Raw genomic sequence first — 15,835 nt, forward strand, 5'->3', positions numbered from 1 at the left:
GGAACAAGCTATGAAAAAAATCACTATCAACGATCTCCTAAAATGGAAGCAAGAAGGTCGCAAGTTTGCATCAGTAACAGCATATGACGCCAGTTTTGCCCAATTATTTGAGCAACAGAATATGCCGGTTATGTTAGTAGGCGATTCATTAGGCATGGTTCTCCAAGGCCGCAATGACACCCTACCCGTAACCATTGATGACATCGCCTACCATACCCGTAGCGTTCGTGCAGGCAGCCCTAATTCGCTGCTAATGGCTGACATGCCATTCATGACCTTCGCAACCCCAGCACAAGCGTGTGAAAATGCCGCAAAACTAATGCGTGCCGGGGCTAACATGGTAAAAATCGAAGGTGGCGCTTGGGTTGCTGAAACTATTTCAACCCTGACACAACGTGCAGTACCTGTCTGTGCCCATCTTGGTTTAACCCCTCAATCTGTCAATATTTTTGGCGGTTATAAAGTTCAAGGCCGCAATTTGGATCAAGCTGAGACCATGGTAAATGACGCCATTACTCTCGCTCAAGCTGGTGCCCAAATCATCGTATTGGAATGTGTTCCAGCAAGCCTTGCTGAACGTATTACCAAGGCGGTGGATGTGCCTGTAATTGGTATCGGTGCGGGTAATGCGACTGATGGCCAAATACTGGTTATGCACGACATGTTTGGTATTTCTGCAAACTATATGCCGAAGTTCTCTAAGAACTTCCTTGCAGAAACAGGCGATATGCGTGCTGCGGTTACTAAATACATTGAAGATGTTGAGTCTGGTGCATTTCCAGGGTCTCAACATACCTTTGAATAAGGAATAAGAGATGCAAACATTCGCCGAGATTGCCCAACTAAGAGAGCAGATTACGACGTGGCGCCGCGCCGGTCGTCGAATTGCCTTTGTTCCAACGATGGGCAACTTGCATGAAGGTCATCTTACGTTAATGCGTAAAGCCCGTAAGCATGCCGATGTTGTTGTTGCGAGTATTTTTGTTAACCCAATGCAGTTTGAGAAAGCGGAAGATTTAACCAATTATCCTCGTACTCTTGAACAAGATATTGCTAAATTACAACAACAAAATATGGTGGATGTAGTCTTTACTCCAACCCCAGAAATCATGTATCCAGCTGGCCTTAACAATCAAACCTTCATCGACGTGCCAGGATTATCGACGATGTTAGAAGGTGAATTGCGTCCAGGTCACTTTCGTGGCGTAGCAACCATCGTCAATAAACTGTTTAATATCGTTCAACCTGATGTCGCCTGTTTTGGCGAAAAAGATTACCAACAATTGGCGCTTATTCGTCAAATGGTGATTGATTTAGCGATGGATATTAAGATTGTTGGTGTGCCAACGGTACGCGAAATGGATGGCTTAGCCATGAGTTCACGCAATGGTAATCTAACCGTTGATGAACGCCAACGTGCGCCAGTTTTAGCCCGTACAATGCGTTGGATCAGCAGCCAAATGCGTGGTGGTCGTAGTGACTATGACGAATTAATTGTTGATGCTAACGATCAATTACGTGCCGCCGGTCTGCAACCTGATAAAAGCTTTATTCGTGATGCAGTGACTTTGTTACCGATTACTGACACCACTCAACAAGCGGTTATTCTGATGTCAGCCCAATTAGGTAAAGCACGTTTAATTGACAACCAAGTGGTAGATTTATCTCCTGCTGTAACGGTTGAAGAAGATGTCGCTGAAGCTAATTAATTGCTAAACGTCGACTAAAAAAATACCGCTCGTTAGCCATTAACGCGCGGTATTTTTTTAACTGTTGTTATTGGAATAACGCTTATGAACGCAAACCAATACCTCGCGAAATCAAATAATAAGCCACGCTATAAAGCGCAATAACAAACACACTTAATACCGCAAATGATGTCCCAATACCGACATCAGACACCCCGAGAAAACCATAACGGAAGGCATTAACCATATACACAATCGGGTTAACCTTCGATACTATTTGCCACACTTCTGGCAGCAAATTAATCGAATAAAACACGCCCCCCAAGTAGGTTAAAGGGGTTAGAACAAAGGTTGGAATAATACTAATATCATCAAAAGTCCGCGCAAAAATTGCGTTAATCAGTCCACCCAGTGAGAACACAATCGAGGTCATTACTACCGTCGCAACAATTATCCCTAAATGAGCAATATTGAGCGATACAAACAGCAGTGATACTACCGACACGATAAAACCAACCCCTAAGCCACGTAATACACCACCGCCGACATAGCCCGCAATAATAATATAGTTCGGCACCGGCGCGACTAATAGCTCTTCGATATTATGTTGAAATTTGGCACTAAAAAAGGAGGAAGCAACATTGGAATAAGAGTTAGTGATCACCGACATCATGATCAATCCCGGCACAATGTATTCCATGTAACTAAAGCCTTCCATATCCCCAATACGCTTACCAATCAAATTACCAAAGATAATAAAATACAGCGTCATGGTGATCGCAGGTGGAACTAATGTTTGCACCCAGATCCGTGTAAAACGGTGGATTTCTTTCGTAATTAAGCTTTTGAATGCAACCCAATATTGTCTTTTCATTTATGATTATCCACCACGCCTATGCTTGATCTTTGTTGACTAAATTAACAAACAATTCTTCTAAACGATTACTTTTATTTCGCATTGAACGCACCATCACCCCTTGGGCTGTCAGCGCACTAAAGACACGGTTTAAGTCATCGCCTTTGTTAAGATCGACTTCTAAAGTCGTGCTATCAATTAAGCGACATGAACCAATATCCAGCGTCGGTGTTACTGCTGTGGCATCAATATCTAAAATAAACGTTTCTAATTCCAATTGACTCAATAACGCCTTCATCGACGTATGCTCAACCAACTCACCATGATTAATAATACCAATATTACGACATAGCATTTCAGCTTCTTCAAGGTAATGGGTGGTCAAAATAATGGTCACCCCTTCTTGATTTATACGCTGTAAAAATGTCCACATCGAACGCCGTAATTCAATATCAACTCCAGCGGTTGGCTCATCTAAGATCAATAACTTGGGTTCATGCATTAATGCGCGTGCAATCATTAGACGCCGTTTCATACCACCAGAAAGATTACGAGCACGATCATGACGTTTACCCCACAAATCTAATTGGGTTAAATATTTTTCAGCTCGCTGTTTTGCCAGTGGGCGTTCCACCCCATAAAATCCGGCTTGATTAACTACAATCTGTTCTACGGTTTCAAATGGATTAAAGTTAAATTCTTGCGGCACTAAACCAAGTTGATTTTTAGCATCCACTTTTTGCGTATCAAGGTCATAGCCAAAAATACTGACTGAGCCTGAGGTTTTATTGACTAACGAGCTGATAATGCCGATAGTGGTCGACTTACCCGCACCATTGGGGCCTAGCAACGCAAAAAAATCGCCTTGCTCGACATTAAGGCTCATATTTTTCAGCGCCTTGACGCCGCCTTTGTAAGTTTTACTTACATTTTTTATTTCTAAAGCATTCATTATATGCAATCTTTCTGTTAAATATTTATAGGCTAGTGACAAAACGCTAACAACTAATCCGATTTGCTATCAGCGCAGCTTGTGTATAGTAAGGAACATATTAATATAAGGTATTATCATGGCAGATATAAAGCAGCTCTTCGCAAACAACCTCTCGTGGTCAGAGAACATTAAGGATGAAGATCCAGAGTTTTTCTCTCACCTCGCAGAAGCACAACATCCTCAATACCTTTGGATCGGCTGTTCTGACAGTCGTGTGCCAGCAGAACGCCTTACCGGCTTAACCTCTGGTGAATTGTTTGTACACCGTAATGTGGCCAACCAAGTTATTCATACCGACTTAAACTGTTTATCAGTGGTTCAGTATGCTGTTGACGTACTGAAGGTTAAACATATCATCATTTGTGGCCACTATGGCTGTGGTGGTGTGACTGCGGCAATCGAAAATCCACCACTTGGTCTTATCAATAATTGGTTATTACACATTCGCGATCTGTATCTTAAACATCGCTCAGACCTTGGTAGCCTACCACGTGAAAAGTGGGATGATAAATTATGTGAGATTAACGTCGCATCACAAGTTTACCATCTTGGTAATTCAACTATCATGCAACAAGCATGGGAGCGTGGCCAAGAAGTTAAAATTCACGGGTGGATTTATGGTACCAGCAATGGCATTTTAAAAGATCTTGGCGTTACTGCTACCAGTCGTGAAGGACTTGAAATCGCTTATCAAGCAGCAATGTCATCATTATTGCCACCGCTTGAGCAACAATTACAGCAGCTAGAAAACAATAAATAGCAGCCATAAAAAAAGCGACCACCATTAGGGGTCGCTTTTTTGATTGTTATTCTGCGTCTGGAATAACTTTACCAATAAACGGTAAATGACGGTATTTTTGTGCGTAATCGATACCCACACCAACCACAAACTCATCCGGAATAATAAAGCCGTACCAATCAACCTTCACATCCACTTCACGACGTTCTGGCTTATCTAATAGCGTACAGATACTGATTGATTTAGGTTCACGTAGCGATAGAATTTCACACACTTTACTTAGCGTATTACCAGTATCGATAATGTCTTCAACCAACAACACATCTTTACCTTTAATGTCGTCATCCAAATCTTTTAGAATACGAACATCACGGCTACTGTGCATAGTATTGCCGTAGCTTGATGCTGTCATGAAATCAACTTCATGAGGGATCTCAATCGCACGTGCTAAATCTGCCATAAAGACAAACGAGCCACGCAGTAAGCCGACCATAACTAAATCTGTAGAGTCTTTATAATGCTCGGTGATCTGCTTTCCTAGCTCTTTGATGCGTTCCTGAACATCCTGCTCAGAAATCATTACTTCAATAGTGTGCTTCATTTTATTCTCCATCAACGCGGCTGCGTTACTCGACTACGGCGATATATTCCAAAGGTCATTATTGTAGCATTCATTCATCTTAAGCGTTATTTAATCAATAGTGTCCAAAATTCGAAACACTTATTGATAGTTCAGTTTGAATACACTTAGTTGCTGCTGTAGGGTTTATGTATAAAAAATAAACATCATTATTATAAATACGGCTAGGGAGTTAATAATTATGGATACGATTACTAAAAAACCACGCACGCGCTTATCACCAGAAAAGCGCAAACAACAGTTACTTGATTATTCAATTGAAGTTTTTTCTCGGCGTGGTATTGGCCGCGCAGGTCACGCTGATATTGCAGAAATGGCTAATGTCTCGGTTGCAACTGTGTTTAATTACTTTCCGACTCGAGAGGAATTAGTTGAACAAGTATTAATGGAAGTTGCGACTCAATTTAATGATTTACTAACAGAATGTATTGGTGCGCCAAATAAAACCTTACATGCGCGCTTAACCTGTATCAGCAATAATTTAATTGATGCGGTATTAGAACAACAAGATTGGATCAAAGTGTGGTTTGAATGGAGTACATCCGTTCGCGAAGATGTGTGGCCACAATTTATCGAAAGTAACCAAAAAAATCTTAAGCAAGTACAGCAAGTATTTACTCAAGCAATTGATAATGATGAAATTACTTCAAATCAAACCCCTGATAACTTAGCTAAAATGCTCCATGGCATGTGTTATGTGATTTACATGCAGGCTAACCAGCATCCTGATCAAGATATTTTACGTGAACAAGCACAAATTTATCTGCAAGTGTTAACCCAAAAAAACTAAGTTAATAGCAATTAAATCAGCAAGGCTTAGCGTTAATAAGCCTTGCTGGTTGTTAAGCCGTTGCGAAAATAACCGGCTGATGCGGCGTAACACTGACCGTTACTCGCTGACCGACATTCAATAATAAATTAGAATTAATCACTAATTTATGCCCTTCAAACTCAACAATATAGCGGCAACTATCACCCATAAACTGTTGCTCAATGATTACTGCTAAACCATCATCCTCAGGCATCACTGCTAAATGCTGTGGTCGTAGTAACCAATCCACATCGGTTGTCTGCGCCAGTTTTTGCTGAGCCGCTAATGCTAACTCTCCAAATGGCGTATTTAACTGCTGATTAGCCGTAACTGTAGCTGGTAAATAAGAGCCAACACCTAAAAACTCCGCCACAAAGCGACTACTTGGCTGGTAATAAAGCTCAGTTGCGGTACCAAATTGTTCAATCACCCCATGATTCATTACCGCCATTTTATCTGCAAAAGCAAACGCTTCTTCACGGCTATGAGTAACAAAAATCGCCGTCACACCTTGGTCTTTAAATATTTGGCGAATATCACGAATCAAACTATGCCGCACTTGAGTATCAATATTAGAAAACGGCTCATCCAATAAAATCAAATCCGGCTCGTTGGCTAACGCACGTGCAATTGCCACGCGCTGCTGTTGACCACCAGAAAGTTGATGCGGATAACGATCATCAAGTTCGGTTAAATGCACCAGTGCTAACATTTGCTGTATTTTAGCTGTTACACGGGCTTTATCCCAATGGCGCAAACCAAAAGCAATATTTTCAGCCACCGTTAAATGCGGAAATAACGCGTAATCTTGAAATATCATCCCAATATTACGTTGCTCAGGTGGCAAGCACAGTGACTGATCAACAATGCTACGATCATTGATCGCGATGCTACCTTGAGTCAGCGGTAATAATCCTGCAATCGCTTTCAATAATGTGGTTTTGCCACAACCACTGGCGCCAAGCAAACACACGATTTCACCACGCTCAACCGCTAACGATAAGTCTTGTAATATCGGCTGTCCATGGTAGCTACAGCTAAGATCGGTGACAGACAATGCATGTTTCATCAGTGTTTTTGCTCCAAAGAACGGTTAACCATCACTAACGGAATTAATCCGACAATAACCAATAAAATCGCCGGAAAAGCAGCAACTTCTAATTGCTCATCAGAGGCGAAATTAAATACATAAGTGGCTAAGGTTTCAAAATTAAACGGCCGTAATAATATCGCAGCGTTAAGCTCTTTCATTGATTCAATAAATACCAGTAAGCCTGCAATTAAGCATCCACGGCGAATCAATGGTAAATGCACTTTACGTAACATCGCTGTCGATGCATAGCCCATGGTTTTAGCAGCCATGTCTAATGACGGTGGAATTTTAACTAAACTAGTTTCAATACTGCCGATAGCGACCGCAGCAAAGCGCACCACAAAAGCAAAAATAATCGCAAACATAGTGCCAGAAAAAATAAGTCCCGGACGGCCCAGATCTAAACTTCGCGCGACATCATTAACCAAGTGATCGGCACTGGTTAGCGGGATCATCACTCCAATCGCCAATACTGTACCCGGTACAGCATAACCTAACGATGCTAATCGCATCGGTACAGTGCTAATACTGCTGCTGTCTAAGCGTTGATAAAAATTAACTATCAAGGCTAATAACACCGCAAATATCGCCGCAGCCAACGACACCATTAAGCTGTTTAAACTATAGTTCTTAAATTGTTCAGTCCAGCTTTGAGCAAAGTAATCGATCGCGTAAACAACCAATTGCAACATTGGTAATAGAAATGCACAACCGACTAATCCCCAACACCAACCAACAGCTAACCATTTTTTCCAACCTGTAAGTTGATATTTAGTATGGCTATCGTTACCACATTGCTGTTGAAACATTTTTTGTTTACGGCGGCTAAAACGCTCACTACTGATCAGTAAAAAAATCACCAGTAACATAATCGCGGAAATTTTAGCGGCCGCATTAAGATTAGAGTAGCCCAGCCAGGTATCATAAACCGCAGTCGTCAGCGTATTTAAGGCAAAGTAACTTACAGTACCAAAGTCACCTAATGCTTCCATCGCCACCAATGATACCCCAACCGCAATCGCTGGACGCGCTAAGGGTAATGAAATGCGACGAAAACTTTGCCACGGCGAACAACCAAGTAACCGTGCTGATTGAAGTAAGTTATTACTTTGCTCCATAAAAGCAGCGCGCACTAACAAATACACATAAGGATAAAGCACTAAAGCGAGAACGAAACATGCGCCCCATAATGAGCGTAAGTCAGGAAACCAATAATCGCTAACATGTTGCCAACCAAAAAGTTCACGTAGCCAAATTTGAATTGGACCAGCGTAATCAAACCAATGGGTATAAAGGTAGCCAACAATATAACCGGGCATCGCGAGGGGGAGAATAAGTGCCCATTGAAGTATCCTTTCACCGGGTAAACGGCACATTGCCATTAACCACGCGCAAGGAAGCCCAAACACTAACGTCAGTAATACTGTACCAACCACCAGCCCAAGGGTATTTAATGCGTAGGTAGACATCACTGTATTCATCAAGTGTGAGAACACTTGATCAGAGTTACCCATGGCGGTAATGAATATAGCGATAATCGGCAATACCAACAGCGAACCTAATAACCAGCTGCTAATCCGCCAAAATAAAAACTTTTCTTTCATTTACTACTACTTAGTACGTTTTTCAATATATTTAAGCCTGCATAATCAGGCCACTTTTTCAGTAAATACATTCACTGTAAGCAAGCATGAGAAGCTACCACAACTTATTGCAAAAGAGACTAAGTTAAACTGAAAAATGGGGCTTAAAGCCCCATTTATTTTGTAACTAATTACAGATCAAACTTCACTTCATCCAGTAGCTTGATTGCAGCTTGATGATATTGAGCAACCTGATCAAGTGATACATCATCAGCTTTAAATTCACCCCATGATGCAACTAACTCAGAGCGCTTAACACCTGCTTTAACTGGGTATTCATAGTTCACTTCTGCATACATTTGCTGCGCAGTCGTTGCCGTTAAGAATTCCATTAACTTCAGTGCGTTATCTTTGTTAGGTGCGTACTTCGCCATCGCCATACCGCTGACGTTTACGTGAGTACCGTTACCTTGTTGACCAGGGAAGTTAATCTCAACTGCTTCTGCCCATGCTTTTTGGTTTGGATCGTTAACCATTTTGCCCAGGTAGTAGCTGTTACCAATCGCGATATCACATAAACCTTCTTTAACCGCTTGAACTTGACCGCGATCGTTACCTTGAGGCTTACGGGCTAAGTTGGCTTTTACGCCTTCTAGCCATGTTTTGGTTTCAGCTTCGCCATTATGGGCAATCATTGCTGATACTAGAGACACGTTGTATGGGTGCTTACCAGAGCGAGTACAAAGTTTACCTTTCCACTCAGGTTTAGCTAAATCACTGTAATCAAAAGAAGCAGGTAATTTACCAACACGATCTTTTGATGAATATACATTGCGAGAGCGCAGTGTTAATGCAAACCACTCGTCTTCATTATCACGGAATTGTGCAGGAATGTTAGCATCAATAATTTTGCTATCGACTGGCTGAACCAGCTTCTTATCAGACAACTCAACCAAACGACTAATATCTGTCGTTAATACCACGTCTGCAGGGCTGTATTCACCTTCTTGCTGTAATTTTTCAGCAATACCCGCTTTAGCAAACTTAACGTTAACTTTAATACCGGTTTCTTTCGTAAACTCATTAAACATTGGTTCAACAAGGAAAGGCTGACGATATGAGTAAACGTTGACTTCTTCAGCAGCAGTAGCGACTTGAGGCGCAGCTAAACCAAATAGAACTGCTGTAGCTAAAAGTTTCTTCATTGCTAAATCCCTTAATGCAAAATGTAATGATAATGTTTCTCAATTAGATTAATGCAGATTATACGGCTTTCGGCTGTGAACACAATCAAGCTGTAACACTTCATTACAAAAAAGCGCCACCGCTAATGGTGACGCTTTTTTTGACTTTAATAACTGCTAAATAGCGCTATTATTACTACTTTAAACTGACAAATTCAGGATAAGCATCTACACCACAGTCATGTAGGTCCATGCCTTCAAGCTCTTCATCTTCACTAACACGAATACCAATGGTGAGTTTTAAAATACCCCAAACGGCTAAGCTAGCACCAAATACCCATCCAAAAATAACTGCGGCACCAAATAACTGCGTCATAAATGCAGCATCAGGATTACTCAATGGCACCACCATTAAGCCAAATAAACCACACACACCGTGGACTGAAATCGCACCGACAGGATCATCAATTTTTACCTTATCAAAGCCAATGATACTAAACACCACTAATGCACCAGCAACACCACCAATAGCAACCGCAGCCAGTGGTGACGGTGACAATGGATCAGCAGTTATTGCAACTAAGCCCGCCAATGCACCATTAAGAATCATGGTTAAATCTGCCTTACCCCACATGGTTTTACATACAGCCAGTGCAATAATCGCACCTGCAGCTGCGGCAGCATTGGTATTTAAGAATATTTGTCCAACCGCAGACGCATTTTCAAAGTCAGATAACATTAACTGTGAGCCACCGTTAAAACCAAACCAACCGAACCACAAAATAAAAGTACCTAGAGTGGCTAATGGCATATTTGAACCCGGAATCGGATTGATCTCACCGTTCTTACCATATTTACCTTTTCGAGCGCCCAACAATAAAACACCTGCTAATGCTGCAGCGGCACCAGCCATATGCACAATACCAGAACCGGCAAAGTCACTAAAACCCGCTTCAGCAAGGAAGCCACCACCCCATGTCCAATAACCTTCAATCGGATAAATTAATCCAGTAAGTACCACTGAGAACAGTAAAAATGACCATAGTTTCATACGCTCAGCAACCGCACCAGAGACAACAGACATTGCTGTAGCGACGAAGACAACCTGAAAAAAGAAATCGGATTCTAAAGAGTGGTCGGCGCCTTCGGCTTGCGTACCTATTAGTGCACCAAACGATGGTAGCCAACCACCAGCACTGTTGTCGACATACATAATGTTGTAGCCAACCAATAAAAACGTGGTACACGCAATGGCGTATAAACAAAAGTTCTTAGTTAATATTTCAGTGGTGTTCTTTGAACGTACTAGCCCGGCTTCTAACATTGCAAAACCAGCTGCCATCCACATTACTAATGCACCTGAAATCAAAAAGAAAAATGTATCGAGTGCATAACGTAGTTCAATTACTGTCGCTGATAATTCCATGGTTACCTTCCCCTAATAACTTGTCTTAATTATCTTGCTACTGACTGTGATTAAAGCGCTTCCCTATCGACCTCTCCGGTACGAATTCGCACAGCATGTTCAAGATCATAAACAAAAATTTTACCGTCACCGATTTTGCCAGTTTGCGCAGCCTTACTGATGGCATCGACAATGTCATCTAAGTTTTCTGCTTGGGTAGCAATTTCTAATTTTACTTTTGGTAGAAAATCGACTTGATATTCAGCGCCACGATAAAGTTCTGTGTGGCCCTTTTGGCGTCCAAAACCTTTAACTTCCGATACTGTCATACCTTCAACGCCAACATCAGCTAACGCTTCGCGGACATCGTCTAATTTAAATGGCTTAATAATCGCATTAATTATTTTCATGGTTTGCTCCTTAACTCTGGTATTCTTCCTCGTTATGGTTAAACAACAAACAATCATCATGCCAATTATTTAAGGTGTTGTTTAATATGTATATTTACTAAATTCTTGGTCCCAACAAAAAAAGGCTGCACCATATAGGTGCAGCCTTTTCACTGTAATGTGGCATTTAATTGTTACTGACAAATTACTCGATTAGAAACGGATCACAAATGCTCGCCACGCGGCTAATGCTTGGGCAAGATCTTCAAAACCACATACCGACATACTTTCTTCATCATAAAAATGAAAATCTTCTTCAAAATCTTCATCTTCTTCTGAAAACAAGCAGTTAGCTTGAACTAAGGCTTCATTATCTTGTAAACATAATGTCAGCTCTTCACCCGATAAGCGCCACTCTTTAGTACTATTTTTCAATGCACTAAGTTGATCCATTATCATATCTATTTTATCGACATCCTTGCCTAACTCATCAATGATCCAACGGCCTAATACTTCATGACCCATTGAAAAAATGGCATGATAACTACCGTCCAAGGTATTTTTTTTAAACTCGTAATCCATACCTTTAGTACCTCATCTATGATCATTTTTGTTGTTAACTGCTAAACTGCCAGCAGAATGCGCTTGGCGCCCATTGTCAGGATCTGTCACTAAAATGCAACTCAATACCACTATTGCTCGACAAATCGTCGCTCGTACCATGAAAATCATTAAGCATTCAGTCAATGTGATGGATAGCGATGGTCGTATTATTGGATCAGGCGATCCTCGCCGTTTGCATCAAAAACATGACGGTGCGATTTTGGCACTGAATAATCACCATATTATAGAAATAGATCACGCCACTGCGCAGCAATTACAAGGCGTTAAGCCCGGTATTAATCTGCCGATTATATTTCAGCAACAAGCCATTGGTGTGGTGGGCATCTCGGGTGATCCCGATAACGTACGTAACTATGGCGAATTAGTTAAAATGACGGCAGAGCTGATTGTTGAGCAAGCCGCTTTAATGACCCAAGTTGAATGGCATAAGCGCCACCGTGAAGAACTGGTAATGCAGTTAATCAATGACACCAATTTAGATGATGTGCAACTAACAACCATTGCCGAACGGCTTGAAATCGAATTACAACAACCTCGAATTGCAACCATCATCAAAGTATTACCTCAAGATGGCGCAGCTTTTTCTCTAGAGAACCTGCAGCATTTAGTCCATCTGCTTGAATACCCTGAGCGTGATAACTTAGTCGCTATCAGTTCCGTTTCTCGTAATGAAGTGGTAGTGCTAAAGCCAATTACTGTTACTGATGATGGTTGGTCACGTGATCTTGAACAAAAACGGGTTTATAAACTGCTTAAACGCATCGGCAAAGAGGCTAACTACAGTATTAAAATCGCGTTAGGTGATTACTTTCCAACAATTCATGGTCTAGCGCAGTCTTATTTAACAGCCTCAGCAACCATGGAGGCAGCCCTCAATAGTCATCAATATACTCAACAGCAGGTGTTTTTTTACCAAGATCATATTTTGCCAGTACTGCTTAATCAAATAAAAGCTGAACCTTGGCGTTATCAACAATTGCAAGCTCCACTTGAAAAACTCCACTGCCATGATCCCCGTGGTAGCCTAATAAAAACCCTGACTGCATTTTTTGATCAAAATTGTGATTTAGCTCAAACATGCCAAGTGCTACATATTCATCGCAATACTCTGCGCTACCGACTAGATAAAATAGAACAAATAACAAACTTAAAAATCAATAAGATAAGTGATATCACTCGTTTGTATTTAGCCGTCATCAGTCAGTCATAATTGGTTACTTTTGTGCATTTGCACAATTTACCAGCCAAGTAAGCGCGGTTTATTTGTTCGTTTGCCTAAAGCTTCCACCGTCAAAATTCACTACAGTGCAGCCCATCTTAACTTTTCACTGGAATGGAACATGGTTGAAGTATCCACCCTTGGTGCAGTTGCTGCACTGATCGTCGCAATCGGACTGATCTTAAAACGCGTCCCCCCGGCTTATGGCATGATCATTGGTGCTTTAGTTGGCGGCATTGTTGGTGGCATATCTTTAACTGATACCGTGACCATGATGATTGGTGGCGCACAAGGCATTGTCACCGCAGTATTACGTATTCTCGCAGCAGGTGTGTTAGCGGGAGTATTAATTGAATCTGGGGCTGCGACCTCCATTGCCGAAACCATTGTTAAAAAAGTCGGTGAAACGCGGGCATTATTAGCGCTAGCGATGGCGACGATGATCCTTACTGCGGTAGGGGTATTTGTGGATGTAGCGGTTATTACTGTGGCGCCGATTGCATTGGCGATTGCCCGTCGTGCTGATCTTTCCAAAATGGCGATTTTGCTGGCGATGGTCGGTGGCGGTAAAGCGGGTAACGTAATGTCACCCAATCCAAACTCAATTGCCGCAGCGGATGCGTTTCATGTTCCACTAACATCGGTGATGGCCTCGGGTGTTATTCCCGGTTTGTGTGGAATGTTATTTGCCTATTTTATTGCCAAGAAATTAGTTAATAAAGGCAGTAAAGTTCAAGCCCATGAAGTGATTAATGTCGATTTAAGCCGCTTACCCTCTTTTGCGACCGCTATTGTTGCGCCACTGGTTGCTATCGCATTATTAGCGCTACGCCCTATTGCAGGCATTAATGTTGATCCGCTAATTGCATTGCCTTTAGGTGGTTTGATGGGCGCTATTGCTATGAAGCGTTTTCGTGATAGCAACCACTTTGCGGTATCGGGCTTAAACCGTATGGCACCAGTGGCTGTGATGTTACTTGGTACCGGAACACTAGCAGGTATTATCGCCAACTCAGGCTTAAAAACCGGCTTGATTGATGTGTTAACAGCATCAGGGTTACCGTCTTATTTATTAGCACCAATTTCTGGTGCGATGATGTCGCTAGCAACCGCCTCAACAACCGCAGGTACGGCAGTAGCGTCAAGCGTATTTAGTCACACGATTTTAGAATTGGGTGTCCCTGCAATTGCTGGTGCGGCGATGATCCATGCTGGTGCGACAGTATTTGACCACATGCCTCACGGTAGCTTCTTCCATGCCACTGGCGGTTCAGTTCACATGGACATGCATGAACGCTTAAAACTGATCCCTTACGAAACAGCGGTCGGCTTAATGATAGCGACAGTATCGACTCTTATCTTTGGTGTATTTGGCTTCACAATTTAACAAGGCTGATTGATTATGAAAATTATTATTGCTCCTGACTCATACAAAGAAAGCCTAACCGCAATGGAAGTGGCAACCGCGATTGAAACCGGTTTTCGTCAACTGATGCCAACTGCCGAATACATTAAATTGCCGATGGCTGATGGCGGTGAAGGCACAGTACAGTCACTAATTGATGCCACTAACGGCACTATTATTCAGCACGCAGTCACCGGGCCTTTGGGCGAACCAGTAGCAGGCTTTTTTGGCATTATGGGTGATGGTAAAACCGCCGTGATTGAAATGGCAGCGGCATCAGGCTTGCATCTGGTTAGTCCACAGTTGCGCAATCCACTATTAACCACCAGCTATGGTACTGGTGAATTGATTTTAGCGGCACTCGATCATGGCGTTGAGCATATTATTGTCGGTATCGGTGGCAGTGCCACGAATGACGGCGGTATCGGTATGGCGCAAGCACTTGGTGTACAACTGCTAGACAGTAATGGTCAGCCTTTAGGATTTGGTGGCCAAGCACTGGCACAGTTGGCGACGATAGATATCAGCCACATCGATCCGCGTCTCGCGACCGTCAAACTAGAAGTTGCGTGTGATGTTGATAATCCACTTTGTGGTCAAAAAGGCGCGTCGCAAGTGTTTGGCCCTCAAAAAGGAGCCACCCCAGCGATGGTGGTCGAGCTTGATCAAAACCTTGCTCACTATGCCGCTATCATGAAACGTGACTTAGCCATTGATGTTAAGCATATGGCTGGTGCAGGTGCTGCTGGCGGTATGGGAGCAGCATTATTAGGTCTATTTAACGCCCAATTACGCTCAGGGATCGAGATCGTGATTGATGCGGTTAACTTAGAGGCAATAGTAAAAGATGCTGATCTGGTGATCACTGGCGAAGGTCGTATTGATAGCCAAACGATTCATGGTAAAACGCCAATTGGTGTTGCTCGCGCAGCCAAGAAATTTAACAAGCCAGTAATTGGTATTGCAGGCTGTTTAAGCCAAGATTGTGGGATTGTCCATCAACACGGTATCGATGCGGTATTTAGTATTGTGCCTGCGGCAATGAATCTTGAGCAAGCCTTTAAGGATGCGGCAATCAACGTTGAATTAACTGCACGTAATGTCGCGGCAATGTATTGTTTAGGTCGTTAAGCAACATCTTCGCTAATATAAACATTACCCCAATATCCATATTACTCTAATAACAACGCCGCGATGATTCGCGG

Annotated in this window: 16 protein-coding genes; 7 read left to right on the forward strand and 9 right to left on the reverse strand. The window is 42.3% G+C overall.

The annotated features are described in order from the left end of the window. Positions 1-10: 10 nt before the first annotated feature. Together panB and panC are read left to right on the forward strand one after the other, a co-directional pair. Positions 11-805 (forward strand): 3-methyl-2-oxobutanoate hydroxymethyltransferase, encoded by a 795-nt coding sequence (gene panB / locus G6R09_RS14735; RefSeq protein ID WP_065168082.1) that lies wholly within the window; start codon positions 11-13, stop codon positions 803-805. Positions 806-815: 10 nt separating this feature from the next. Further along, a complete protein-coding gene (gene panC, locus G6R09_RS14740) occupies positions 816-1,709 on the forward strand; it encodes a pantoate--beta-alanine ligase (protein WP_065168081.1) in 894 nt (297 codons plus the stop codon). A gap of 82 nt (positions 1,710-1,791) precedes the next feature. Here the strand turns inward: panC and G6R09_RS14745 are convergent, their stop codons facing one another. Both G6R09_RS14745 and G6R09_RS14750 read right to left on the reverse strand, forming a co-directional pair. Beyond that, positions 1,792-2,562 carry an ABC transporter permease gene (locus G6R09_RS14745; protein ID WP_065168080.1) on the reverse strand — a complete coding sequence of 257 codons (771 nt, stop codon included), beginning with the start codon at positions 2,560-2,562 and terminating at the stop codon, positions 1,792-1,794. Between the two features lie 19 nt (positions 2,563-2,581). Further along, positions 2,582-3,496 (reverse strand): ABC transporter ATP-binding protein, encoded by a 915-nt coding sequence (locus tag G6R09_RS14750; RefSeq protein ID WP_065168079.1) that lies wholly within the window; start codon positions 3,494-3,496, stop codon positions 2,582-2,584. 118 nt (positions 3,497-3,614) lie between these two features. Between G6R09_RS14750 and can the strand changes: the two genes are divergently transcribed. Further along, positions 3,615-4,298 (forward strand): carbonate dehydratase, encoded by a 684-nt coding sequence (gene can, locus G6R09_RS14755; RefSeq protein WP_065168078.1) that lies wholly within the window; start codon positions 3,615-3,617, stop codon positions 4,296-4,298. Between the two features lie 46 nt (positions 4,299-4,344). Here can and hpt read toward each other — a convergent pair whose 3' ends face one another. Continuing rightward, a complete protein-coding gene (gene hpt, locus G6R09_RS14760; protein WP_060998262.1) occupies positions 4,345-4,878 on the reverse strand; it encodes a hypoxanthine phosphoribosyltransferase in 534 nt (177 codons plus the stop codon). Positions 4,879-5,098: 220 nt separating this feature from the next. Between hpt and G6R09_RS14765 the strand changes: the two genes are divergently transcribed. Beyond that, the gene (locus tag G6R09_RS14765) at positions 5,099-5,707 is read left to right on the forward strand and encodes a TetR/AcrR family transcriptional regulator (RefSeq protein ID WP_065168077.1); all 609 of its coding nucleotides are present in this window, start codon (positions 5,099-5,101) and stop codon (positions 5,705-5,707) included. Between the two features lie 52 nt (positions 5,708-5,759). On the opposite strand, the gene G6R09_RS14770 is transcribed toward G6R09_RS14765, so the two are convergent. The 6 genes from G6R09_RS14770 to G6R09_RS14795 all read right to left on the reverse strand — a co-directional run bounded on the left by G6R09_RS14770 (position 5,760) and on the right by G6R09_RS14795 (position 11,964). Further along, positions 5,760-6,797 carry an ABC transporter ATP-binding protein gene (locus tag G6R09_RS14770; protein ID WP_065168076.1) on the reverse strand — a complete coding sequence of 346 codons (1,038 nt, stop codon included), beginning with the start codon at positions 6,795-6,797 and terminating at the stop codon, positions 5,760-5,762. Further along, positions 6,797-8,425: an iron ABC transporter permease gene (locus tag G6R09_RS14775; protein ID WP_163923263.1), complete on the reverse strand. Its 1,629-nt coding sequence runs from the start codon at positions 8,423-8,425 to the stop codon at positions 6,797-6,799. The genes G6R09_RS14770 and G6R09_RS14775 overlap by 1 nt, the downstream gene beginning before the upstream one ends. Before the next feature lie 170 nt (positions 8,426-8,595). Beyond that, positions 8,596-9,609, reverse strand: a complete 1,014-nt coding sequence (locus G6R09_RS14780; RefSeq protein ID WP_065168074.1) for a Fe(3+) ABC transporter substrate-binding protein — start codon at positions 9,607-9,609, stop codon at positions 8,596-8,598. Positions 9,610-9,784: 175 nt separating this feature from the next. Then, positions 9,785-11,014 (reverse strand): ammonium transporter, encoded by a 1,230-nt coding sequence (locus G6R09_RS14785; protein ID WP_065168073.1) that lies wholly within the window; start codon positions 11,012-11,014, stop codon positions 9,785-9,787. Between the two features lie 50 nt (positions 11,015-11,064). Next, positions 11,065-11,403 carry a P-II family nitrogen regulator gene (locus tag G6R09_RS14790; protein WP_036793242.1) on the reverse strand — a complete coding sequence of 113 codons (339 nt, stop codon included), beginning with the start codon at positions 11,401-11,403 and terminating at the stop codon, positions 11,065-11,067. 192 nt (positions 11,404-11,595) lie between these two features. Beyond that, entirely contained in the window at positions 11,596-11,964 is a 369-nt protein-coding gene (locus tag G6R09_RS14795) for a YacL family protein (RefSeq protein WP_065168072.1), read from the reverse strand. 94 nt (positions 11,965-12,058) lie between these two features. Here G6R09_RS14795 and G6R09_RS14800 point away from each other — a divergent pair, with 94 nt between their 5' ends. The 3 genes from G6R09_RS14800 to G6R09_RS14810 all read left to right on the forward strand — a co-directional run bounded on the left by G6R09_RS14800 (position 12,059) and on the right by G6R09_RS14810 (position 15,761). Beyond that, positions 12,059-13,216, forward strand: a complete 1,158-nt coding sequence (locus G6R09_RS14800; RefSeq protein WP_163923368.1) for a sugar diacid recognition domain-containing protein — start codon at positions 12,059-12,061, stop codon at positions 13,214-13,216. 130 nt (positions 13,217-13,346) lie between these two features. Further along, positions 13,347-14,612, forward strand: a complete 1,266-nt coding sequence (locus tag G6R09_RS14805; RefSeq protein WP_163923265.1) for a GntP family permease — start codon at positions 13,347-13,349, stop codon at positions 14,610-14,612. 15 nt (positions 14,613-14,627) lie between these two features. Then, positions 14,628-15,761, forward strand: coding sequence for a glycerate kinase (locus G6R09_RS14810; RefSeq protein ID WP_163923268.1), 1,134 nt, complete (start codon positions 14,628-14,630; stop codon positions 15,759-15,761). Positions 15,762-15,835 lie beyond the last annotated feature (74 nt).

The sequence above is a fragment of the Photobacterium sp. Alg240-V54 genome, from assembly GCF_900537155.1.
Taxonomy (GTDB): Bacteria; Pseudomonadota; Gammaproteobacteria; order Enterobacterales; family Vibrionaceae; genus Photobacterium.

Coding starts and splice junctions, on each gene's coding strand:
- G6R09_RS14800 (WP_163923368.1), top strand. CDS start 12,059: ATGCAACTCAATACCACTATTGCTCGACAAATCGTCGCTCGTACCATG.
- G6R09_RS14765 (WP_065168077.1), top strand. CDS start 5,099: ATGGATACGATTACTAAAAAACCACGCACGCGCTTATCACCAGAAAAG.
- G6R09_RS14745 (WP_065168080.1), bottom strand. CDS start 2,562: ATGAAAAGACAATATTGGGTTGCATTCAAAAGCTTAATTACGAAAGAA.
- panB (WP_065168082.1), top strand. CDS start 11: ATGAAAAAAATCACTATCAACGATCTCCTAAAATGGAAGCAAGAAGGT.
- panC (WP_065168081.1), top strand. CDS start 816: ATGCAAACATTCGCCGAGATTGCCCAACTAAGAGAGCAGATTACGACG.
- G6R09_RS14785 (WP_065168073.1), bottom strand. CDS start 11,014: ATGGAATTATCAGCGACAGTAATTGAACTACGTTATGCACTCGATACA.
- G6R09_RS14750 (WP_065168079.1), bottom strand. CDS start 3,496: ATGAATGCTTTAGAAATAAAAAATGTAAGTAAAACTTACAAAGGCGGC.
- G6R09_RS14780 (WP_065168074.1), bottom strand. CDS start 9,609: ATGAAGAAACTTTTAGCTACAGCAGTTCTATTTGGTTTAGCTGCGCCT.
- G6R09_RS14770 (WP_065168076.1), bottom strand. CDS start 6,797: ATGAAACATGCATTGTCTGTCACCGATCTTAGCTGTAGCTACCATGGA.
- G6R09_RS14775 (WP_163923263.1), bottom strand. CDS start 8,425: ATGAAAGAAAAGTTTTTATTTTGGCGGATTAGCAGCTGGTTATTAGGT.
- G6R09_RS14805 (WP_163923265.1), top strand. CDS start 13,347: ATGGTTGAAGTATCCACCCTTGGTGCAGTTGCTGCACTGATCGTCGCA.
- G6R09_RS14795 (WP_065168072.1), bottom strand. CDS start 11,964: ATGGATTACGAGTTTAAAAAAAATACCTTGGACGGTAGTTATCATGCC.
- G6R09_RS14790 (WP_036793242.1), bottom strand. CDS start 11,403: ATGAAAATAATTAATGCGATTATTAAGCCATTTAAATTAGACGATGTC.
- can (WP_065168078.1), top strand. CDS start 3,615: ATGGCAGATATAAAGCAGCTCTTCGCAAACAACCTCTCGTGGTCAGAG.
- hpt (WP_060998262.1), bottom strand. CDS start 4,878: ATGAAGCACACTATTGAAGTAATGATTTCTGAGCAGGATGTTCAGGAA.
- G6R09_RS14810 (WP_163923268.1), top strand. CDS start 14,628: ATGAAAATTATTATTGCTCCTGACTCATACAAAGAAAGCCTAACCGCA.